At 68.1% G+C, this 22,102-nt stretch carries 19 protein-coding genes; 14 read left to right on the top strand and 5 right to left on the bottom strand.

The window, feature by feature from the left end:
• Positions 1-44: 44 nt before the first annotated feature.
• The 8 genes from FHS02_RS04145 to FHS02_RS04110 are packed head-to-tail and all read left to right on the top strand — an operon-like array spanning position 45 to position 8,317.
• The gene (locus FHS02_RS04145; protein WP_137312935.1) at positions 45-785 is read left to right on the top strand and encodes a hypothetical protein; all 741 of its coding nucleotides are present in this window, start codon (positions 45-47) and stop codon (positions 783-785) included.
• A gap of 5 nt (positions 786-790) precedes the next feature.
• Positions 791-2,077: a hypothetical protein gene (locus tag FHS02_RS04140; RefSeq protein ID WP_175424729.1), complete on the top strand. Its 1,287-nt coding sequence runs from the start codon at positions 791-793 to the stop codon at positions 2,075-2,077.
• A 21-nt stretch (positions 2,078-2,098) separates the two neighbouring features.
• The gene (locus tag FHS02_RS04135) at positions 2,099-4,279 is read left to right on the top strand and encodes a hypothetical protein (RefSeq protein WP_137312933.1); all 2,181 of its coding nucleotides are present in this window, start codon (positions 2,099-2,101) and stop codon (positions 4,277-4,279) included.
• 7 nt (positions 4,280-4,286) lie between these two features.
• Positions 4,287-5,345, top strand: coding sequence for an aminotransferase class I/II-fold pyridoxal phosphate-dependent enzyme (locus tag FHS02_RS31925; RefSeq protein WP_217496907.1), 1,059 nt, complete (start codon positions 4,287-4,289; stop codon positions 5,343-5,345).
• Entirely contained in the window at positions 5,342-6,259 is a 918-nt protein-coding gene (locus FHS02_RS04125) for a GIY-YIG nuclease family protein (RefSeq protein WP_137312931.1), read from the top strand. The genes FHS02_RS31925 and FHS02_RS04125 overlap by 4 nt, the downstream gene beginning before the upstream one ends.
• A 25-nt stretch (positions 6,260-6,284) precedes the next feature.
• On the top strand, positions 6,285-6,932 hold the full coding sequence (locus tag FHS02_RS04120; protein WP_137312930.1) for a hypothetical protein: 648 nt from the start codon (positions 6,285-6,287) through the stop codon (positions 6,930-6,932).
• A 10-nt stretch (positions 6,933-6,942) separates the two neighbouring features.
• Positions 6,943-7,767: an amidohydrolase family protein gene (locus FHS02_RS04115; protein ID WP_137312929.1), complete on the top strand. Its 825-nt coding sequence runs from the start codon at positions 6,943-6,945 to the stop codon at positions 7,765-7,767.
• On the top strand, positions 7,751-8,317 hold the full coding sequence (locus FHS02_RS04110; protein ID WP_137312928.1) for a hypothetical protein: 567 nt from the start codon (positions 7,751-7,753) through the stop codon (positions 8,315-8,317). Before FHS02_RS04115 ends, FHS02_RS04110 begins: the two co-directional genes overlap by 17 nt.
• A 27-nt stretch (positions 8,318-8,344) precedes the next feature.
• On the opposite strand, the gene FHS02_RS04105 is transcribed toward FHS02_RS04110, so the two are convergent.
• From FHS02_RS04105 to FHS02_RS04090, 4 genes are all read right to left on the bottom strand, one after another.
• Positions 8,345-9,760: a sigma 54-interacting transcriptional regulator gene (locus tag FHS02_RS04105; protein WP_229422540.1), complete on the bottom strand. Its 1,416-nt coding sequence runs from the start codon at positions 9,758-9,760 to the stop codon at positions 8,345-8,347.
• Positions 9,761-9,970: 210 nt separating this feature from the next.
• Positions 9,971-12,226, bottom strand: a complete 2,256-nt coding sequence (locus FHS02_RS04100; RefSeq protein WP_137312927.1) for an arginine/lysine/ornithine decarboxylase — start codon at positions 12,224-12,226, stop codon at positions 9,971-9,973.
• A 191-nt stretch (positions 12,227-12,417) separates the two neighbouring features.
• Entirely contained in the window at positions 12,418-12,903 is a 486-nt protein-coding gene (locus FHS02_RS04095) for a dihydrofolate reductase (RefSeq protein WP_137312926.1), read from the bottom strand.
• 138 nt (positions 12,904-13,041) lie between these two features.
• The gene (locus FHS02_RS04090; protein ID WP_137312925.1) at positions 13,042-13,488 is read right to left on the bottom strand and encodes a MarR family winged helix-turn-helix transcriptional regulator; all 447 of its coding nucleotides are present in this window, start codon (positions 13,486-13,488) and stop codon (positions 13,042-13,044) included.
• A gap of 198 nt (positions 13,489-13,686) precedes the next feature.
• On the opposite strand from FHS02_RS04090, the gene FHS02_RS04085 reads away from it, so the two are divergent.
• From FHS02_RS04085 to FHS02_RS04070, 4 genes are all read left to right on the top strand, one after another.
• Positions 13,687-15,345, top strand: coding sequence for a flavin monoamine oxidase family protein (locus tag FHS02_RS04085; protein ID WP_137312924.1), 1,659 nt, complete (start codon positions 13,687-13,689; stop codon positions 15,343-15,345).
• Complete coding sequence (locus FHS02_RS04080; protein WP_137312923.1) at positions 15,345-15,863, top strand: RidA family protein; 519 nt, start codon at positions 15,345-15,347, stop codon at positions 15,861-15,863. Before FHS02_RS04085 ends, FHS02_RS04080 begins: the two co-directional genes overlap by 1 nt.
• 58 nt (positions 15,864-15,921) lie before the next feature.
• The gene (locus tag FHS02_RS04075) at positions 15,922-18,306 is read left to right on the top strand and encodes a TonB-dependent receptor plug domain-containing protein (protein ID WP_137312922.1); all 2,385 of its coding nucleotides are present in this window, start codon (positions 15,922-15,924) and stop codon (positions 18,304-18,306) included.
• 76 nt (positions 18,307-18,382) lie between these two features.
• On the top strand, positions 18,383-19,285 hold the full coding sequence (locus tag FHS02_RS04070) for a LysR family transcriptional regulator (protein ID WP_137312921.1): 903 nt from the start codon (positions 18,383-18,385) through the stop codon (positions 19,283-19,285).
• Between the two features lie 9 nt (positions 19,286-19,294).
• On the opposite strand, the gene FHS02_RS04065 is transcribed toward FHS02_RS04070, so the two are convergent.
• Positions 19,295-20,206, bottom strand: a complete 912-nt coding sequence (locus FHS02_RS04065) for an EamA family transporter (RefSeq protein WP_137312920.1) — start codon at positions 20,204-20,206, stop codon at positions 19,295-19,297.
• 233 nt (positions 20,207-20,439) lie between these two features.
• Between FHS02_RS04065 and FHS02_RS04060 the strand changes: the two genes are divergently transcribed.
• Both FHS02_RS04060 and FHS02_RS04055 read left to right on the top strand, forming a co-directional pair.
• Positions 20,440-21,198: an ABC transporter permease gene (locus tag FHS02_RS04060; RefSeq protein ID WP_137312919.1), complete on the top strand. Its 759-nt coding sequence runs from the start codon at positions 20,440-20,442 to the stop codon at positions 21,196-21,198.
• Positions 21,199-21,200: 2 nt separating this feature from the next.
• Positions 21,201-22,100, top strand: a complete 900-nt coding sequence (locus FHS02_RS04055) for an ABC transporter ATP-binding protein (RefSeq protein ID WP_137312918.1) — start codon at positions 21,201-21,203, stop codon at positions 22,098-22,100.
• Positions 22,101-22,102 lie beyond the last annotated feature (2 nt).

Below are 22,102 nucleotides of genomic sequence, written 5' to 3'. Positions count from 1 at the left end.
TCCAATTTTGATGTGTTGTAAGTGTTATCTAACGGGAGCTAATCATGCACGACATCGATCGCACGACCCTGGAATACGGCCAGGAATTTGGCGGCGGCAGCGGCTACGAAATGGAACAGTACGAGTTCGGCCAAGGCGAATGGACCGGCGAGGGCGGCGGCCTGCTGTCCGAGGCGGACGAGATGGAACTGGCCAACGAACTGCTGTCGGTGACCAATGAACAGGAACTGGACCAGTTCCTCGGCAGCTTCCTGAAGAAGGCCGCATCGGTGGCCGGCAACATCATCAAGTCGCCCGTCGGCCAGGCGGTCGGCGGCGTGCTGAAAGGGGTGGCCAAGAAGGCACTGCCGATGGCCGGCGGCGCGATCGGCGGCTACTTTGGCGGCCCGCTGGGTGCCAAGATCGGCAGCGGCCTGGCGTCGGCGGCGGGCAATGCGCTGGGGCTGGAGGCGGAAGGAGAAATGTCCGGTGAAGACCGTGAATTCGAAGGCGCCAAGACGTTCGTGAAGATTGCCGCGGATACCGTCAACCGCGCCGCCCAGGCGCGTGGCGGCGACCCGCGCCAGATCGCCCAGCAGGCGGCCACCGCGGCGGCGAAGCAGTTCGCGCCGGGATTGCTGGGCCAGGGGCAGGGCGGGGCACGGGGCGGGCAGGGCGCGATGACGGCGCAGGGCGGCCAGGGCATGCAGTCCTCCGGCCAGGGCCGTACTGGCGGCAGCGGCGCGCGCGCCAGCAGCGGGCGCTGGATGCGGCAGGGCCGCAAGATCGTGCTGTACGGCGCCTGACGGCCATGGCCATCGACGCCTATGCCGCGTGGATGCTGGCGCAGGAAGCGCGCTCGCTGCTGAACCGCGTCGACCGCATGCAGCCGTTCGTGCTGATCGAGCCGATGGTGCCGGCGGCCGCGCTGCCGGCGCCGGCGCAGGCGGCCATCGAACGGCACCTGACGCTGGGTCGGCGCGAACTGCGCACCATGGTGCGGCGCTTCCTCGACTGGCTGCGCGGGCCGGCGGCGCGCCGGGTGTCAGTGGCCGATGCGCAGCGCCGCTTCACGTTCCTGCGCCTGAAGTTCAACGCCGCGCTGACCCAGTTCGACCTGTTCATCGACGTGGTCACGCAGCGCAGCGAACACGGCAACGGAGTCTGGCTGGCCGGGCTGGATGCGGTGTCGCGCGATGCGCTGCGGCTGCCCGGCGGCTATTTCGACTCGCCGCCACTGGTGTGCTACCTGGACCGGGGGCCCGGTGCCGCGATCCGGCGCGCCCGTACCCGCCTGCCCGGCGGCGGCGAGAACCCGGTCGCCATCATCCGCGTGCCGCGCGAGCGGATGATCGGCAGCAGCATCGCTTCGTCGCTGGTGCATGAGGTGGGGCACCAGGGTGCCGCGCTGCTCGACCTGGTCGGCTCGCTGCGGCCCGTGTTGCAGGCACTGCAGCACGGCGGCAGCGGCCCGGGCCACGTGTGGCGGCTGTGGGAACGGTGGATCTCCGAGGTGGTGGCCGATTTCTGGTCGCTGGCACGGGTCGGCGTGGTCGCCACGCTGGGGCTGATCGGCGTGCTGTCGCTGCCGCGCGTCTTCGTGTTTCGCCTGAATGGCGACGACCCGCACCCGGTGCCGTGGCTGCGCGTGAAACTCAGTTGCGCGCTGGGTCGGCTGCTGTATCCGCACCCGCAATGGACGCGCATCGAACGGCTGTGGGACGGCTTCTATCCGCTCGACGGCCTGGTGGCGCACGACCGGCTGCTGCTGGAACAGCTGACGGCGAGCCTGCCGGCGATGGCCGGCCTGCTGGCCCACCACCGGCCGCGCGCGCTGCGCGGCGCCTCGCTGATGGAGGCGATGGCGGTGGGCGCCAGGCAGCCGGCGCGGCTGGCGCGGCTGTTCCGCTGGTGGCACGCGGCGCCGCAGCGCATGTACGACAGCGCGCCGTCGCTGGTGCTGGCGGTGATCGGGCAGGCGCGCGCGGATGGCCTGCTGGCGCCGGAGGATGAAAGCGTGCTGCTGGCGCGCCTGCTCACGTACTGGGCGATGCGCGGCACGCTCGCCGGCGAAGGCACGGCACGGATCGAACGGTGATTGACCATTGAGGAGAGTGACATGGCTAACAAGAGGGTAGTACCGGCCGCGGCCGTGAATGACGGGACGTTGGGACGCATGACAGTCAGGGTATTCGATGCGAAAAGCGGAGTGCCGGTGCGCAATGCCACCGTGGACGTGTACTGGATCGAGACCGACCACTTCCCGTTCGACATGCATCCGGGCGCGCTGATGGAGGAGAAACGGTTGACGGAATCGATCTTCCACTGGCGGGCAACGGAGGAAACCGGCGAAAAGGGCGAGGTCGAGTTCTTCAACCTGCAGCGGGGACGCTACGCGGTGGTGTACGGCAACGTCACGCCGTTCGACATGCAGCCGGGTACCACGCGCGTGCTGGCGGCCGACCTGACCGGCAACGCCGACCCGACGCTGGCCTTTGCGTTGCCGATCGATCCGGTGTTCGAGATCCGCTTCCAGCAGCCGGGCAGGGTAGCCGACGACGGTGACGCCGTGGTCGGCAACACGGCGATCGTGCGCCATGGCAGCCCGTGGAAATTGTTCGACGTCGGTACGGTGTCGGTGGTGCCGGCCGGCGACTGGCGCGTGCACGGCGCCACCTCGGACATGGCGTACAGCCGCCAGTTGCGGGCGCCAGGGCGCCAGGATTTCCTGGCCGACGTGGTGTTCGCCGTGCGCGGTATCCGACCCGGCGCGGAATCGCACCGGAAGTCCGGCCCTGGGCCGGCCGGGGCGGCGCTGGCGGTGGGACTGGAATTCGAGTCGGTGGAAAGGCCGACGCAGCCGATTTCCGGCAACATCGGCGTGTCCCTGTCGCGCACGGAAACCGAGGCGACGCCGGACCTGGCGCTGTGGACGCTGATCCGCAACAGCACGGAAGCGCTGTCGTTCAACCACTATCGCGACTTCCTCGACGAACTGTTTTGCGGCAGGACGGTCGACACGGTCGATCGTGACTCGGAGCCGTTCAAGTCGACCCGGGCCGCGTTCAACGACCTGAAGCGCCGGCGCGCGCTGCCGTTCACGGATTCGGATGCGTACCGCGTGCTGAAGGCGGCCACCGAAGCCTTCGTGATGGTGAACTGCGGCGTGTTCTCGTCGCCGTTCGCCTTCGACAACCAGCGCGACAATGCCTACCTGGACCGGCGCGATATCCCGGCGGTGGGCAGCCTGAAGGAGATCCTCGAGCGCGACTACCTGGAGACGATCGAGGGTGCACCGATGCTGCCGTACCTGGCCGTCATCCGCGGCAAGCTGCCCGACGTGCGCCTGATCGCGCACAACCAGGAACACAATGCCGACATCTGCTTCGGCATCATCCAGGAGCGCCTGGCCAACCCCTGCCTGATCGAACTGATCTGGAACTACTGGCAGGAAGAGGGCATGCTGGTGCAGACGATGAATGTGATCACGCAGCGCTTCCAGAACCTGCGCTCGCCGCTGGCGTCGGACCCGCTGGCGAACACCGAGATCGATATGCTGCGCCCGCTGAACAACCTGCTGTGGGGCTACACGCAGGATGAACAGCACCGCCTCACCGTGGTGCGCCGCAACTACGAGTACGACCACCACTACGGTGTCCGGCTGGACGGCAAGGCGGTGCGCAACATGCGCCCGGCGGACAGCCGGTCGAAGTTCCTGGAAGCGTTCCACCACCTGCTGCGCCTGCTGACGGCCTTCTATCGCCAGGACGACGACACCACGGTCAAGGCCGACGCGTTCCCGATCCTGAACGCGCTGAAGGAAGTGCACCTGATCCTGTCGCAGGGGGCGCACAACCAGTATGGCGACCTGCCGTCGACGGCGCGCATCGAGATGCTGATGCAGCAATGGCTGCTGGCGCGTCCGGAGTTCCGCGAATTCCTGCCCACACGCGTGATGGTGGCCTACCCGGAACCGTGGATGGACCGGGTCGATGCGATGAAGAAGCTGCAGATGTGGAGCGATACCAGCGTGATGCACTTCCGCAATCTGGCGATCTTCGGCGAGCAGTTGCTGCTGTCGATCCGCTTCGGCCACTGGAGCGATGTCTACGAAGCCACCCAGGCATTCAACTGGGCGCGCTTCTGGCGGCCGCAGGCGCAGGGCTACATCCATGCCTACCGCGCCGCCACCGGTGTCGACCTGTCGGTCGATGCGACCAACCCGGCCGAGGAAGCGACGCTGCCTTCGGTGCTGCTGCGCCAGCGCCTGGCCCGGCAGCAACAGCGCTCGGCGATGTGAGCGCGCGGTGGGCGCTGACGCGGCGGCCGATTTCACCAGCGCCCTGTACCTGGGCCTGCGGCATGGCCGGGCGACGCTGGACGACTGGCCGGCGCTCACGCTGGGCAAGCCGGCGGCGCTGGCCGAAGTGCCGGGCGCGCGCGCGGTGGCACGCGAGCTCGCGCAGTTGCAAGGATGCGCGGCGGCGACGCTGCTGCCGTCGACGCTGCACCTGTTCTGGGACCTGTTCGGCATGCTGGGCCGTCAGCGCGAGGGCCGGCCGTACACGGTGCTGGTGGATGGGGCGGCGTATCCGGTGGCGCGCTGGGGCGCCGAACGCGCCACCGGCATGGGCCTGCCGCTGCGGGTGTTTCGCAGCGGCGCGTTGCCGGAGCTCGCCGTGCTGGTGTCGCAGGCACGGAACCTGGGCCGCCGGCCGCTGATCCTGGCGGACGGCTACTACCCCGGCCATGCGGACGCGCCGCCGCTGGCACGCTACGCAGCGCTGGCGGCACGCGCGGACGGCCTGCTGCTGCTGGACGATACGCAGGCGCTGGGCGTGCTGGGCCGGCGTGGCGGCGGCTCGGTCGCCGCCCATGGACTGGCTGGTGCACCGGTGCTGGTCGGGGCATCGCTGGCGAAGGGATTCGGCGTGCCACTGGCGGTACTGGCAGGCAGTACCGCGCTGGTGCGGCGCTTCGAATCCGTCAGCGACATGCGCCTGCACGCCAGCCCGCCGGCGGTGGCGACGGTCGTCGCGGCGCGCCACGCGCTGGCCTTGAACGCGGCCTGCGGCGACGCATTGCGCGCCACGCTGCGGCAGCGGATCGGCGAGTTCCGCGCCGCGCTGGCGGCGCGCGGCATCGCTGCCGAGGGGGGCGCGTTCCCCGTGCAGGCGGTACGGCTGCCGCGCCGGCTGGACCTGGCACCGGCCCATGCGGCGCTGCGGCGCGAGGGTGTCATGGCGGTACCGCAGTGCAGGGGTGGCGCCGCGCTGCTGGCGTTCCTGCTGCGCGCGGACCACACGAAGGCGGACATCGCACGGGCGGCGCAGGCCCTGCGGCATCACGTGAAGGAGCTGGCATGAACGAGGAATTCGAAACGCTGCCGTTCGCGGCAGGCGAGCTGGAAGCCACGGCTGACGAGTGGCTGGGCGAGGACGAGATGGAGGAAGAGCGGGGCGGCATGTCGCGGGGTGGCGGGGGAGGAGGTAGGGGAGGCGGCAGGGGCGGCGGCAGGGGCGGTGGCCGGCCGGTCAGCGGGCCGGTCAGCGGGCCGGGTTCGCGGCCAGGGTCCCGACCCGGTCCGCGGCCCGGGCGCGGCCAGGCAGCCCGGCCGGGCCGGCCGCAGGGGCGCCCCAGGCCTGGTCCGGGGCCGCGTCCCGGTCCGCGTCCCTATCCACCTGCCGGCCGCTGGCCGCGCGGGCCTTACTGGGGCCCGTTCTACGGCGGCTGGCCGGGTGGCGTGATGGTCAGCGAACCGATGGGGTATCCGCTGCCGGCACAGGGTGCCGCGGCGCCGGAGGACCAGCCGCCTGCGCCCATCGAGCCGATCGATCTTCCCGCCACGGACGGCGGCGATGGCGACGGCGACGCTGCCACGCAGGACGAGATGCCCGGCGTGCTGCGCAGCGTGCTGGCCTCGATGGCGGCGGCGGCGCCCGCCTTCCGGTACGTGGGTCGCCTCGACAACGTGCGCAACCTGGTCCTGCCGAGGAAGCCCGGCTTCTACCTGATCACGTTCAGGAAGGGCAATGCGTGGAAGGCCTACAACGGCCAGACCGGCAACCTGCACGAGCGCCTCGTCAAGCACCGCCTGGGAGCGACGGTGCTGGGCCTGCCGGTGGCGGGACACCACGTCTACATCGCGGAAAGCGCGCGGCCGGAAGCGGCGCGCCGCAACATCGAAATGGCGATCAACCGGGCGATGCTGAAGCACCACCCGGGCGTGCTGACGAACCAGAACGCGGAGCTGGAAATGGAATTGCTGGGCTGGGAGTAACGGACATGAACCAGGGGAGAACATCATGAGTGGATCACAATGCAGCTGTGGCACCTGCGGCAAATGCCGCGGCCAGGGGGAGTTCGAGGTCCTGCCATTTTCGGCCGGCTTCGGTGGTGGGCTCAACGGCGGATACCGGTCGGAGTTCAGCGCAGAGTTCGGCGCCGAGTTCAGCAGTGAGAGCGGCGGCTTCGGCGAGTTCGAAGGGCCGTTCTCGGAAGTCGAGGAAATGGAACTGGCGATGGAATTGCTGTCGGTCGCCAGCGAGGAGGAGCTGGACCAGTTCCTCGGCGGCCTGTTCAAGAAGGCGTGGAAGGGCATCAAGAAGGTGGGCTCGGTGGTCGGCAAGGTGGTCAAGCCGCTGGGCGGCGTGCTGAAAGGGGTCGCCAAGACGGCGCTGCCGTTCGTCGGCGGCGCGCTGGGCTCGATGATCCCGATCCCCGGCGTGGGCACGATGATCGGCAAGGCGGCCGGTTCCGCGCTGGCCAGTGCGCTGGAAATGGAAGCGGAAGGCATGGATCCGGAGCAGGCCGAACTGGAGATGGCGCGCCGCTTCGTGCGCATTGCCGGCAGCGCGGCGCAAAACGCCGTCGATGGCGACGGCAGCCCGGCCGCCGTGCGCGACGCCCTGCTGGCGGCAATGCGCCAGCACGTGCCGTCGGCGCGGGTCTAGGCGGTGCGCCATGATCATCGACTGCCATTGCCACGCCGGCCCCGGCGACGGGCTCACGGGGCCGTGGGACAGCGACCTGGCACTGGCGCGCTATTCCCGCCGCGCGGCGGCGGCCGGCATCGACCGCACCGTGCTGCTGGCCGCGTTCCACTCCGACTACGCGCGTGCCAACGCGGCCGTGGCGGAGCTCGTCGCGGCGCAGCCGGAACGCTACTACGGCCTGGCCTTCGTCCACGCGGCGCGCGACCGGGGCCGCATCGGCACGATGGTGAGGACGGCCGTGGAAGAGTACGGCTTTGTCGGCATCAAGGTGCACCGGCACGACGCGCCGATCAGCGGCGAGATCTGCGAGGCCGCGCGCACCTTCGGCATTCCCGTGCTGTACGACCCGATGGGCGACGTGCACGTGGCCGAACTGCTGGCCACGCAGTACCCGGACGTCGATTTCATCCTGCCGCACCTGGGCAGCTTCGGCGACCAGTGGTCGGCGCAGCTCTCGCTGATCGACCACCTGGTGCGGCATCCGAACATTTATACGGACACCTCCGGCATCCGGCGCTTCGACCTGCTGTGCGACGCCGTACGCCGCGCCGGGCCGCACAAGGTGCTGTTCGGATCGGACGGGCCGTGGCTGCACCCTGGGCTGGAACTGCACAAGGTGCGGCTGCTGGGGCTGAAGAAGGAAGACGAGGCGCTAATCCTGGGCAACAATTTCCTGCGCCTGGCCGGCCTCGCGCCTGCCGATGCGCCGCCGCCCAGGGGCGCGGCCACGGATGCGCAGCCGCAGGCCATACCATCATCGAAAGGTAAGGATCGCCATGAACGCGTACTTTGAAACGCTCGATTTCCCCGTGCTTGAAGGGGAGCAGGAGGACGAGGCATTGCGCGGCAGGGGCGCCAGCCCGCCGCCGGTGTGCCGGCAGCGCAAGACCATAGGCAGCCGCTTCCTGACCGGTCACCCGGGCGGCCCGCCGCTGGACCCGGCCATCGCCGCCCAGTTGCGCACGCCGGTCGCCGGCGCGATGGCGTCCTATGTCTACATCGGTACCCTCGACCAGATGGACCGGCTGTTGTATTCGGCACCCGGGCAGGGACCTTATTGCGGCCTGTACATCATCCAGTTCCCGCCCGGATCGCCGTCGCGGGCGTACAGCGGCGAAAGCGGCAACCTGCGCCAGCGGCTGATGCAGCACCGCCGCTGCGGCAACGCGTTCGGGCTGGACCTGGCGCGTTATCCGGTGTTCATCTGGGTGGCGCCCCACCTGACGCCGGACGAGCGCAGGGCATGCGAAAAGGAGCTGCATGTACGGGCCCGCCCAAGTGGCGTGCTGAGCAACATCCTCAACGAACTGCCGGTAGCATTCACCGCATCGCAGTTCCTGTAGCATGGATCATCGATGGAACCGCCGGGTTCACAGCCCGCTACCGGCGTCCACCTCGCGCGCCGCCTTCCTGCGAATCTGCAGCGCGCGGTCCGTGACCCCCAGCCGCTGGGCAGCGCGCTGGTTGTTGTCGTCCTCCTGCTCGAGCACGAGCTGGATGGCGGTATCGGCGGCGGCTTGCCCGATCCGCGCCAGCGACATGCCACGGTCGACGGCATGGCGGATGGCGTCGCGAAACGGCGCATCGGGCCAGGCGGGGGCGTGGTGCAGCCGTTCGTCCGGCGGCACGTCGCCGATCGTGATCGGGCCGGGGCCGGTGTGCCGGTACCAGATGCGCGCCACGGTCTGGCGCAGGTCGCGCACATTGCCCTTGTAGTCGCGCGTCAGCAGGTAGTCGCGCACCGCGCCGTCGAGCCGGCAGCCCTGGCCCTTCGGGTCGAACTGGCGCAGGAAATGGTCGACCAGCGGCAGGATGTCGGCCTGGCGCTCGCGCAGCGGCGGCGGACGGCAGCGCCAGGCGGCGATCCGGTAATACAGGTCGGCACGAAAGGCGCCGGTGGCGATATCGGCTTCCAGGTCGCGATTGGTGGCACACACCAGCCGGAACCGGGTCGGCTGCCACTGGTTGCTGCCGACCCGCTTGAACTTGCCTTCCTGGATCACGCGCAGCAGTTGAGCCTGGAGCGACAGCGGCAGTTCGCCGACCTCGTCGAGGAACAGGATGCCGCCGTCGGCCAGCGCGAAAGCGCCGTCGCGCGCGTTGACGGCGCCGGTAAACGCCCCCCGTTCATGGCCGAACAGCTCGGAGCCGGCCAGTTCGGGCGACAGCGTGGTGCAGTCGAGCACGGTGAGCTCGCCGGGCGTGCCCGACAGCCGGTGGATCAGCTGGGCGATCAGGTCCTTGCCGGTGCCCGTTTCGCCGGTGATCAGCACGGGCGACTGCGTGAAGGCGGCCACCTCGACGACGCCCTGCACCAGCGCACGCCACGCCGCGCTGCAGCCGACCAGGCAGCCCTGCACGGCATTCGACGCCATCAGTGTCTGCAAGGCATCCCAGCGCTGCAGGCGCGCGGCCACCTGTTGCGCGCACAGCTCGGCGCCAGACCATGGCAACAGGTCGGTCGCGCCCGCGTCGAGCAGCGCCCACATCGTGTCCGACGGCAGCGGCTCGGCCGTACAGTCGATGGCGAGCACGGCCGCATGAAGCGCGAGGTCCTGGATGGTTTGCAGCACCGTGCCATCGCACGCGCCGCACAGCACGACGCCGAAGCCGCTGGTGCACGTTGAAGTTGAAGACGAGGCAGAGATCGATGCCGATTTCGATGCCGATAGAGCGGCGCCGGCATCCCGCACGGCCACCCCCGCATTGCCGAGCGCCGCGCGCAGTGCCGGAACGGCTTTTGCACCGCCCTGGCCCAGCGCCTGCATCCAGATCGACAACGCCATGGCCACCTCATGCGCGAAGACCGTAGCCGCGTGCAATCCTTGCGGCGCATCAGTCAATATAGCAGTGCAGTCCACGGCCCGGTTTAACTAATTAAAACCTTGACCGGGAGCTATCGGTCGTATCGCGAATCGATAAAAAACACCCGCCACGAAAAAGGCGGCACGCAGGCCGCCTCATTGCCGGGCCAGCCGGGCCTTAACCCGGCCGTACTATTCCCTTACACAGTCGACGAAGTAATCGCGCTTGCCGTTGACCTCGCGCTTGACCAGGCCATGCACATCCGTTTCGAAGCCCGGGAAGCGTTCGTTGAAGTCGCGCGCGAAGCGCAGGTAGTCGACGATCGTGCGGTTGAACTGTTCGCCCGGGATCAGCAGCGGAATGCCCGGCGGGTATGGCGTCAGCAGGATCGACGTGATGCGGCCTTCCAGTTCGTCGATCGCCACGCGCTCGATTTCGCGGTGGGCCATCTTGGCGAATGCATCGGACGGCTTCATCGCCGGCACCATGCTCGACGTGTACATCTCCGTCGTCAGGCGCGCCACGTCGTAGGCCTTGTAGAAATCGTGGATCTGCTGGCACAGGTCGCGCAGGCCCATCTTTTCATAGCGCGGGTTGTTCGCCGAGAACTCCGGCAGGATGCGCCACAGCGGCGCGTTCTTGTCGTAGTCGTCCTTGAACTGCTGCAGCGCGGTCAGCAGCGTGTTCCAGCGGCCCTTCGTGATGCCGATCGTGAACATGATGAAGAACGAGTACAGGCCGCACTTCTCGACGATCACGCCGTGCTCGGCCAGGTACTTGGTGACGATCGATGCCGGGATGCCGGAGTCGGCGAACTGGCCGTCCAGCGACAGGCCCGGGTTGACGATCGTGGCCTTGATCGGATCGAGCATGTTGAAGCCCGGCGCCAGGTCGCCGAAGCCGTGCCATTCCTTGCTCTCGGCCTTGAAGATCCAGTCGTCGCGCGTGCCGATGCCTTCCTCGGCGAACGTGTCCGGGCCCCAGACCTTGAACCACCAGTCGTTGCCCCATTCCTCGTCGACCTTCTTCATGGCGCGTCGGAAGTCCAGCGCCTCGAGGATCGATTCCTCGACCAGCGCGGTGCCGCCCGGCGCTTCCATCATGGCCGCGGCCACGTCGCACGAGGCGATGATCGAATACTGCGGCGAGGTCGACGTGTGCATCAGGTACGCCTCGTTGAACATGTCCTTGTCCAGCTTGACGGTCTCGGAATCGCGCACCAGCACCTGCGAAGCCTGCGACAGGCCGGCCAGCAGTTTATGGGTGGACTGCGTCGAGAAGATCAGCGATTCCTTGGCGCGCGGGCGGTCCTTGCCGATCGCGTGCATGTCCTTGTAGAAGTCGTGGAAGGTGGCGTGCGGCAGCCAGGCTTCATCGAAGTGCAGCGTGTCGATCTTCCCGTCCAGCAGTTCGCGCAGCACTTCGACGTTGTACACCACGCCGTCGTAGGTCGATTGCGTGATCGTCAGGATGCGCGGCTTCTTGTTCTTCGCGTCGCGCGCGAACGGGTTGTTGTCGATCTTCTTCTGGATCGACTCCATCGAGAATTCTTCCAGCGGGATCGGGCCGATGATGCCCAGGTGATTCCGGGTCGGCATCAGGAACACGGGGATCGCGCCGCACATGATGATCGAATGCAGGATCGACTTGTGGCAGTTGCGGTCGACGACGACGATGTCGCCCGGCGCCACGGTCGAGTGCCACACCATCTTGTTCGACGTCGACGTGCCGTTGGTGACGAAGTAGCAGTGGTCGGCGTTGTAGATGCGTGCCGCGTTGCGCTCGGAAGCGGCGACCGGGCCCGTGTGGTCCAGCAGCTGGCCCAGTTCCTCCACGGCGTTGCACACGTCGGCGCGCAGCATGTTCTCGCCGAAGAACTGGTGGAACATCTGGCCGATCGGCGATTTCAGGAACGCCACGCCGCCCGAGTGGCCGGGGCAGTGCCAGGAATACGAGCCGTCGTTCGCGTAGTGCACCAGCGCGCGGAAGAACGGCGGCGACAGGCCGTCCAGGTAGCTCTTGGCTTCGCGGATGATGTGGCGCGCCACGAATTCCGGCGTGTCCTCGAACATGTGGATGAAGCCGTGCAGTTCGCGCAGGATGTCGTTAGGGATGTGGCGCGAGGTGCGCGTTTCGCCGTACAGGTAGATCGGGATGTCGGCATTCTTGTAGCGGATCTCCTCGACGAACGCGCGCAGCGACTTCAGCGCATGGTCGGTCTCTTCCTTCGAGCCCGCGCCGAATTCCTCGTCGTCGATCGACAGGATGAAGGCCGAGGCGCGCGACTGCTGCTGGGCGAACTGCGACAGGTCGCCGTAGCTGGTCACACCCAGCACTTCCATGCCTTCCTTCTCCATCGCCGCGGCGAGGGCGCGGATGCCCAGGCCGGAAGAGTTCTCGGAACGGAAGTCCTCGTCGATGATGACGATGGGGAAACGAAATTTCATGATGTCTCCAAAAAGAAGAACCGCCCGGGATCGTTCATGACCGGGGCGGGCTGGGTGCTAGCGGGACGCCACGAAGCGACCCACTGTGGAATAAAAGTCCGCGATTCTCGCAGAATTCGCACCGCTCAGGTGGAAAAATATTACTCAATGCGCATGGGCGGCGGCGCCACCCTGAGGGGGCAGAGAAATGCTCACCCGGCAACGCGCCGGTAAAGCACGATATCGAACGCCAGGCCGCTGGCAGACTGGTGCCGCGTGCGCTCCGCTTCATGCCACGCCGCCGGATCGATCGCCGGGAAGAACGTGTCGCATTCGAATTCGCCGTCGATCTCGGTGACGATCAGCTGGTCCGCGATGGCGAGCGATGCGTCGAACACCTGGGCGCCGCCGATGATGAACGCCGGCGTGTCTCCCACGAGGGCGACCGCATCGTCGAGCGACTGCACCGCTTCGACGCCATCGCGCTGCCATGCCGCATCGCGCGTGACGACGATGCTGCGGCGGTTCGGCAGCGGGCGGCCGATCGAGTCGAACGTCTTGCGGCCCATGATGATCGGATGCCCGGTCGTCAGGCGCTTGAAGTGGGCCAGGTCTTCCGGCAGGTGCCACGGCAGCGTGTTGCGGACGCCGATGCCGCGCTGGCGGTCGATGGCGACGATGATGGAAAGTTGCGTCATAGTGTGTGTTGGAAAAGTGCGCCATTATCGGTGATTTTTGCTTCAGCCGTGTGACGCGTGGATGCGCTTCGTGCGGTTGCCACCGGGTTTCGCCTGCCTGGCGGCGCGGTTTCCGCCTGGTTCGCGTTCAGTTTCCGTTCAGCTTCCACTCAGCGCCCGCACCGCGCCGCGCAGCGCGCTGTGCAGCGCCATCTTTTCCTCCAGCGCCAGGCCGGCGAACATCTGCGCCTCCACCTTCACCACCTCGGCGTCGCAGCGTTCCATCACGGCGTGGCCGGCAATGGTCAGGCTGATCTGGATGATGCGCCCGTGCGACGGGTCCGGCCGGCGCTCGATCCAGCCCTGCGCCTCCATCGTCTTGACCATTTCGTTGGCCGACTGCGGCGATACCATCGTGCGTTCGGCCAGCTGCGCGTTCGACAGCGAACCCTGGGCGCGGAACACCGACAGGGCAGTGTACTGGGTGACCGTAAGGCCGAGCGGCGCGAGGCTGTCGCGCAGGCGGCGGCTCAGCACGTGATCGAGGCGGCCCACCAGGTAGGCAAGGCCGGACGGGCGGCCCGGCGTATCGTTTTGCAGAGGCATGTCGAAGCGAAAGGTTGAAGTCGGACTGGCCGGTATTGTAGAACCAATCGCGGCCGTGGCTTGCCGCGGCGGAACCAGACGGCTCGCGCGCCGCCATGATTATGCGTATCAATCATATTTAGTTATGATAAATAATTAGTTTTAACATAATTAAGCCACCCCTAAGATCGTTCCATCCTTTCAATTCTGGAGCGTTCGATGACGGTGACACGCAGGTCTTTCCTGATGCAGCTGGCGGCCAGCGGCGGCTATGCGGCGGCACGCGCGGCCATGACGACCCTCGGCCTGGGCGCGATCGACGTGGCCAGTGCCGGCACCAATGCGCCGCTGAACCTGGCGCCCGGCTCGGGCAACGGCCGCAGCGTGCTGGTGCTGGGCGCCGGCATTGCCGGGCTGGTGGCGGCGCACGAGCTGCGCAAGGCCGGCTACACGGTGCGCGTGATCGAGGCGCGCGACCGGGTGGGCGGGCGCAACTGGACCATCCGCAACGGCACCCGCATCGAATTCACCGACGGCACCGTGCAGGTGGCCGACTTCGCCGCCGGCCACTACTTCAACGCCGGGCCGGCCCGCTTGCCGAGCCATCACCGCACGATCCTCGGCTATTGCAGGGAATTCGGCGTGGAACTGGAAGCGGAAGTCAATTCCAGCCGCAGCGCCTATTTCCTGCCCGACGCCGCCAAGGGTGGCCAGCCGATCCAGCTGCGCCGCGCCGTCAACGATGCACGCGGCCGTGTCGCCGAGCTGCTCGCCAGGGCGGCCGACCGCGGTGCGCTCGACCGGGAGCTGGGCACGGACGACCGCGCCAGGCTGGTCGAATTCCTGAAAGTGTATGGCGACCTCGATGGTCAGCTGGCCTTCAAGGGCACCGAGCGCTCCGGCTACACCGTCTATCCGGGCGCCGACGGGCAGGTCGGCGAGCGGCCCGAACCCCTGTCGCTGGAAGCGCTGCTCGATCCGGATCTGTGGGGTGCGCTGGTGTTCGACGAGCTGTTGATCTTCCAGCCGACCATGCTGCAACCGGTGGGCGGCATGGACCGCATACCGGCCGCCTTCCAGGCGCGCCTGGCCGATGTGATCACGCTGAACACCGAAGTCACGTCGATCCGCAATACCGGCGACGGCGCCGCCGGCGGGGTCAGTGTGGCGGTGCGTGACCGCAGCGGCGGCAATGCGCGCACGCTGGATGCCGATTTCGCCATCGTCACGTTCCCGCTGCCCGTACTGGCAAAGGTGCAGACCAATTTCTCGGCCGAAGTGAAGGAAGCCATTGCTTCCGTTGCCTACGATGCGGCCAGCAAGATCGCCTGGCAGTCGGAGCGCTTCTGGGAAAGCGGCAGCAACATCTATGGCGGCATATCGGTCGTCAAGCATCCAACGGCGCTGATCTGGTATCCGAGCGGAGGTTTTCACCGGTCAACCGGCGTGCTGGTCGGCTGCTACAACATCGGCCAGGCGGCGCGCGATTTCACCAGCCTGCCGCTGCAGGCGCAGTTCGATGCGTCGCGCGCCGTCATCGACCGGGTGCATCCCGGCAGCGCCGCGCTGCTGAAGAATCCGGTCAGCGTGGCCTGGCACAAGGTGCCTTACTCGCTGGGCCCGTGGGTGCACTGGGCCACGCCGCACGAGCGGCAATACGTGCGCCTGAACCGGCCCGAAGGGCGCGTGCATTTCGCCGGCGAATACCTGAGCCAGATCGGCGCATGGCAGGAGGGCGCCGCGCTGTCGGCCCACCATGCCGTGGCGGCCATTGCCGCGGAAGTCGCCGGCCGTGCCGGCAAAACCGCTTCGACATCCACGTCGACAAGCGATTTCACCACTGAATCCGCAATCATTCCCACCACTGAAAGAGCCTGATGAAAACTCCCGTCGCCACGCTGGCCGCCGTCGCCGCCATTGCCGCCTCGACCCTGCTCGCCGGCAGCGCCGCAGCGCAAGTACGCCGTACGCCGATCCCGGACTCGAATTTCCCCATTTCCGTCGCCGTCACCGTGCCGGCCGGCGCGGAGACCATCTACTTCAGCGGCGTGCTGCCCGACGTGGCCGACCAGTCCGCGCCGAAGGGCACGCCCGCCGCGTACGGCAATACGCAGGCGCAGACGCACTCGGTGCTGCGCAAGCTGCAGGCGGCACTGGCTGCCGAGGGCCTGACGTTCGGCGACGTCGTGCAACTGCGGGTGTTCCTCGTCGGCGACCCGCAGCTGGACAACAAGCTCGATTTCAACGGCCTGAACACGGCGTTCGGCCAGTACTTCGGCACGGCAGCGCAGCCCGGCAAGCCGGCGCGCACCGCCGTGCAGGTGGCCGCGCTGCCGGCGCCCGGTGCACTGGTCGAGATCGACCTGGTGGCCGTGCGCGTCAAAGCCAGGCAGTGAGCCCGGCCTTTTGCCCGTCATTGAGCCCGACCATCAACAACAACAGGACCCGATCCGCATGACCAACAAGAACAGATTGCCCATCGCCGCCGCACTGTCGCTGGCATTTTCCGGCGCCGCGCTGGCGCAGCAGGCCGCACCAGGCGGCAGTACCGCCCTCGCCAACAGCGCCGCCGGCGCCGCGCTGATCCAGGATGTCGTCGTGACGGGCACGCGCGACACGACCCGTTCCGCCGGCCAGAGCCTCAGCCCGATCGACGTGATCGGCGCCAAGGAGCTGCAGCGCACCGGCGCGACCGACCTGCGCGACGCGCTGGTGAAGCTGCTGCCGTCCGTCAGCCGGCTGGCGATCGCCGGCGATGCCGCCAACCTCACCAGCGCGCTGACCCTGCGCGGCCTGAGCCCGAACCACGTCCTGTTGCTGATCAACGGCAAGCGGCGCCACACGTCGGCCAACATCTCGGCGGACCCGGGCTCGCAACAGGGCTCCACCCCGGTGGACATCGACCTGATCCCGGTCAGCGCGGTCGACCACATCGAGGTGCTGCGCGACGGCGCCGCCGCACAATACGGTTCCGACGCCATTGCCGGCGTGATCAACGTGATCCTGAAATCATCGTCCAGCGGCGGCACGCTGACCGGCACGTCGGGCCGCTATTACAAGCGCGATGGCCTGACCGTGGGCGCGGCGGCCGATACCGGCCTGGCGCTCGGCGCCGACGGCTTCCTGCACCTGTCGGCGGAATTCCGCCGCCATGAGCACAGCGTGCGCAGCGGGCCGGACGAACGCACCGGCACGTATGCGAACCGCATCGTCGGCGACCCGGCCAGCAAGCGCACGTCGGTGGCGGCCAACGCCGGCTACGACCTGGGCGGCGACATCGAACTCTATGCCTTCGCCACGGCGGCGCACCGGGCCGGCGCCACGGTGCAGAACTACCGGCTGCCGAGCCGGCTGCCGGCCGTGCATCCGGACGGTTTCAGCCCGGTCGAGACCAGCAACGAGAACGACGGCAGCCTGACGGCCGGCGCGCGCGGCGGCAGCACCGGTGCCTGGCGCTGGGACGCCAGCGTCAGCTACGGCATCGACAATGTCAACATCGGCATGGAAGACTCGGCCAACGTGGACCTGTATGTCGCCACCGGCTCCACGCCGACCAGCTTCCACCTGGCGCGCTACAGGAACAGCCACATCGCAGCCAACGGCGATGTGTCGCGCGCGTTCGATACGGGCGTACTGCCCGCCGCGCTGCAGGTCGCGCTGGGCGCCGAGTATCGCCGCGAGACCTACGAGGTGGGCCCGGGCGACGCGGCCTCGTCGTTCGGCAGCGGCGCGCAGGCGCTGCCCGGCCTGTCGGACATCAGCGCCGGCAAGCATACGCGCAATATCGGCGCGGCATATGCCGACCTGACCACCCGCTTCACGCCGCAGTGGGAGGCGGCCCTGGCCACCCGCTACGAACACTACAGCGATGCCGGCAGCACCACCAATGCCAAGCTGTCGAGCCGCTACGAATTCACGAAGAAGGCGGCGCTGCGCGGCACTGTGGGCACCGGCTTCCGGGCACCGTCGCTGGCGCAGGAAAACTACACGAGCCTGATGGTCTCGCCGACCACGGCGGGGGGCCAGCTGGCCGTCAACTCGCCGGCCGCGCGCACGCTGGGCGCGCAGTCGTTGAAGCCGGAGAAGTCGCGCAGCATCAACGTCGGCTTCGTGGCCGAGCCGGTCGACCGGCTGCACGTGACCGTGGATGCGTACCGGATCCGCATCCGCGACCGCATCATCCAGGGCGGCACCTATACTGGGCAGCGTGCCGTGGATGCGCTGCGCACCGCCGGCATCACGCTGCCGACCGGGCTGATATCGGTGAGCGCCAGCTACTTCGCCAATGGCGTCGACACGCGCACCGAGGGTGTCGACTTCGTGCTCAACTACACGACGCCGCTGGGCGGCGGCGGGCGCATCGACTGGGATGCCGCCGCCAACATCAACAACACGAAGGTGGAACGGATCGCTTTCGACACCAACGGCAACCCGTTGCTGAACGCCCAGCAGGTCAGCTGGATCACCAGCACGTCGCCGAAAAACAAGCTGATCGTCGGCGGCGTGTGGACGCGCGACCAGTGGAGCGTGAGCCTGCATGCGAGCCGCTATGGCAAGACGTCGAGCGAGGCCACGCTGTACAAGGGTCCCGACGCGTATTCGACCACCGTGTTCCAGCACGTGGAAAACGCGCCGAAGACGCTGACGGACCTGGAAGTGCGCTGGCAGGCCACGCCGCGCTGGCAGGTGGCGCTGGGGGCGCAGAACCTGTTCGACGAAACGCCGACCGAGATGCCGGCGGAAACCCGCTACCTGGGCGTCTACCGGTTCAACAACCAGGCAGCGCAGATCGGCTTCAATGGCGGTTATTACTACGCGCGCGCCAGCTACAAGTTCTAGGGGGTAAATAATGTTACGCGAGCCGGGAGGCGGAGGTAAGATGGCGGTCTTTCAGGACAGCCATCCCGACACCTTCATGAAAATTGACGATATCGCCGCCTTCGTCGCCGTGGTGCGCAACCAGTCCGTCAGCGCCGCCGCCGAGGCGCTGGGGCTGACGCAATCGGCCATCACCCGCCGCGTGCAGAACTTCGAGCAGGAGCTGGGCACGGATCTGCTGGACCGCAGCGTCAAGCCGCCGCGCGCCAGCCCGATGGGACGCAAGGTGTTCGAGCAGTGCGCCCGCGTGCTGCTGGAAGTGGACCGGCTGCGCGACCTGGTGCAGCACGACCAGACGCCCACCGGCGTGTTCCGCGTCGGCGTGATCCAGACCATCGGCGACGTCGTGCTGCTCGATGCGCTGCAGGGCCTGAACGGCGCGTTTCCCGGCCTGCATACGGAAGTGGCGTCAGGCTGGGGTGCCCAGCTCGTCGAGCGGGTCGCCAACGGCGAACTCGATGCCGCCGTGGGCCTGTTCCCGGCCACCAGGGTGCTGCCGGACGGCCTGGCCGGGCGCACGCTGGGCCGGATCGAGCTGGCGGTGGTGGCGAAGAAGGGCGCGCTGCCGCGGCGCTCGTACAAGTTGCGCGACATCTTCGAGCTGGGCTGGGTCCTCAATCCCGACGGCTGCGGCTTCCGTGCCGGCCTGGCGCGCGCGCTGGCCGAGCAGGGCCTGTCGTTCCGCATCAAGCTGGAAACCTTCGGCGCCGATCTGCAACTGGGCCTCGTCGCCAGCGGCGTCGGGCTGGGGCTGATGCCGCGCCCGATCCTGGAGCGCAGCCGCCACCGCGACGCGCTGGATGCGGTGCCCGTTTCCGACTTCAAGCCCGTGCTGGATATCTGGCTGATCCAGCCGCACCTGGCCGGGCCCATGCAGCATGCGATCGATCATTTCGCCGCCACGGTGGAACAGGCGTTCGCCACGCCGCAGCCGCGCTGACACCGGTCCCTACGCCGCCGGGCGCGTGCCACGGGCCCGCCTGGCCAGCGGTTCGCAAACCAGCACGCCCAGCGCGAGCCAGATGACGGCAAAGCACAGCAAGGTATTCGGCGACACGGCCTGGCGGTAGAAGACCAGCGCCACGAACAGTTGCGTGGTGGGCAGCACGAACTGGAAAAAGCCCATCACCGACAGCTGCAGCCGCGCCGCGGCCAGCGAAAACAGCCAAAGCGGCAGCACCGAGACCACGCCGCACAGGGCCAGCAGAACCGGCAGGCCGTCGTCGGGCAGCGGCCCGGGCAGGCGCAGGGAAGTGGCCGATGCCGCCAGCGCCACCGCCAGCAGGGCGGCCAGCACGATGGTTTCGCACAGCAGGCCGCTGAACGCATCGAGCGTGGTGAGTTTCTTCAGGCAGGCGTAGCCGCCCCACGTGGCGCCGATCACCAGGTACACCCAGTGCTGCAGTTCGCCGCTGCGCTGGACCATGGCGAAGACGGCGGCGACGATGACGGCCAGCGCGGCCTTGCGGATCCAGCTCGTCGGGTCGCCCAGCGCCAGCGCGCCCACCGCGATGGCCACGAAGGGGGCGATCAGGTAACCGAGCCCGCTCTCGACGACATGGCCGTGGATGGATGCCCAGATGAAAGCGCCCCAGTTGATCACGACCAGGCCGGCGGCCGCGGCATGGATCGCGAGGATGCGCCACGTGAGCCGTGCGTGCAGCCCGGCGAAGCGCCCGAGCACGGCCATGACCACGGCCAGGGTGGCCAGCGACAGCAGGATCCGGTAGCCCAGCAGCGTGGCCGGCGGCAGCGCCGCCAGCGCTTTCCAGAACAGCGCGGAAAAGCCCAGGAGCAGGTTGGCGGCAACGCCACAGAGAATGGCCGGCAGGTTGCCGCTTCCAGGGCGCGTGGGGATCATTGCCTGCCTCGCTCGGTTGTCGATGACGGCCGATCCTAGCACGCTTGCCGGGCACGGATCCTATCCAAAACTATCGGTTCGCCTGCCGCGCCGTCCCCCGCGCCGGGCATAATCCTGCTTAAGATTATTCTCAAATTTCATATATCCTTGTGCTAAACAATTAGTTTTAACATAATCTTCGCCTCCCTATACTTGTTTTCAACGGCCGCATCCGGCCCTGGCAAGGAGGGAAGATGAACAATGTATTGAGGCGCGCGGCCGGTCCGCTGGTGCTGCTGCTGTTGTGGGAAGCGGCGTCGCGCACCGGCGTGCTGCCCGAGCGGATCCTGGCGGCGCCGTCGCAGATCTTCGTCACGCTGGGCGAACTGGTGGCCTCCGGCGAGATCGGCGGCAACGTGCTGGTATCGCTGCAGCGCGTGCTGACGGGGCTGGCGGTATCGCTGACGCTCGGCACGTCGCTGGCGCTGGTCGCCGGGCTGACGCGCAACGGCGAAGTGGCCGTCGATTCGACGATGCAGATGGTGCGCACGCTGCCGTTCCTCGGCCTGGTGCCGCTGTTCATCCTGTGGTTCGGCATCGGCGAGTTCACGAAGATCGCGCTGATCGCCTTCGCCACCACCTTTCCCATGTACCTCACGCTGTACAGCGGCATCCGCGGCATCGATGCCAAGCTGGTCGAGGCGGCGCGCCTGTTCGGCCTGTCGTATCCGCAGCTGATCGCCCACGTGATCCTGCCCGGCGCGCTGCCGTCGTTCCTGGTCGGCCTGCGCTATTCGCTGGGCGTGGCCTGGCTGTCGCTGGTCGCCGTCGAGCAGATCAACGCCACCGCGGGGCTGGGCTACCTGATCAACAACGCCCGCGACTTCATGCGCACCGACGTGATCGTCGTCTGCCTGATCATCTACAGCCTGCTGGGGCTGGCCACCGACGCGCTGGTGCGCGGCATCGAACACTACGCGCTGGCCTGGCGTCCGTCTTTCATCAAGGAGTAAGCATGCAGACCCTGCAACTGGACCTTGGCGGCGTGGTGCGCCGTTCCGAGCCGCCCGCGCCGGCCCCGGCCCAACCGGGCACGCAGCCCGGCGCGGCACGGGACAGCGCCGGCCCTGCCGTACGCGCCGCCGCCGTCACGAAGCGCTTCGGCAAGAACGTCATCCTGGACGGCCTGGACCTGGAGATCCGCGCCGGGGAGTTCGTCGCGCTGCTGGGCCGCAGCGGCTGCGGCAAGACCACGCTGCTGCGCACCCTCGCCGGGCTGGACGGCATCACTTCCGGCACGCTGCAGGTGCCCCGGGCGCTTGCGGCAGCGTTCCAGGAACCGCGGCTGATGCCGTGGAAGCGCGCGTGGCGCAACGTCACGCTGGGCCTGAACATTCCCCAGGCCCGCGAACGGGCCCGGGCGGCGCTGGCCGAAGTGGGCCTGGCGCACCGCGAGAACGCGTGGCCGGCCACGCTGTCCGGCGGCGAAGCGCAGCGCGTGGCGCTGGCCCGGGCGCTGGTGCGCGAACCGCAACTGCTGCTGCTGGACGAGCCGTTCGCCGCGCTCGACGCCCTGACGCGCATCAGGATGCACCGGCTGATCCTGCAACTGTGGGCGCGCCACCGGCCGGCCGTGCTGCTGGTCACGCACGACGTCGATGAAGCGATCCTGCTGGCCGACCGCGTGCTGGTGCTGGAGAAGGGCCGGTTCGTGGCGGACATCGCGGTACGCGAGCCACGGCCGCGCAGGGGCGAACGCCACGAATTCCAGCAACTGCGCGCACGGCTGCTGCAACTGCTCGGTGTCGATGCGGACATCGATGCAGGCATCGATACCGATCCCGCTGCCGACCTTGCTGCCGACGCCGGCACCAGCGCCGCCGCCGGCCCGGAACTTCACTACGCCCACAACTGACC

The sequence above is a fragment of the Pseudoduganella umbonata genome (genome assembly GCF_014192225.1).
Classification (GTDB): Bacteria; Pseudomonadota; Gammaproteobacteria; order Burkholderiales; family Burkholderiaceae_D; genus Rugamonas; species Rugamonas umbonata.
This window is presented reverse-complemented; position numbering and strand designations above follow the sequence as displayed.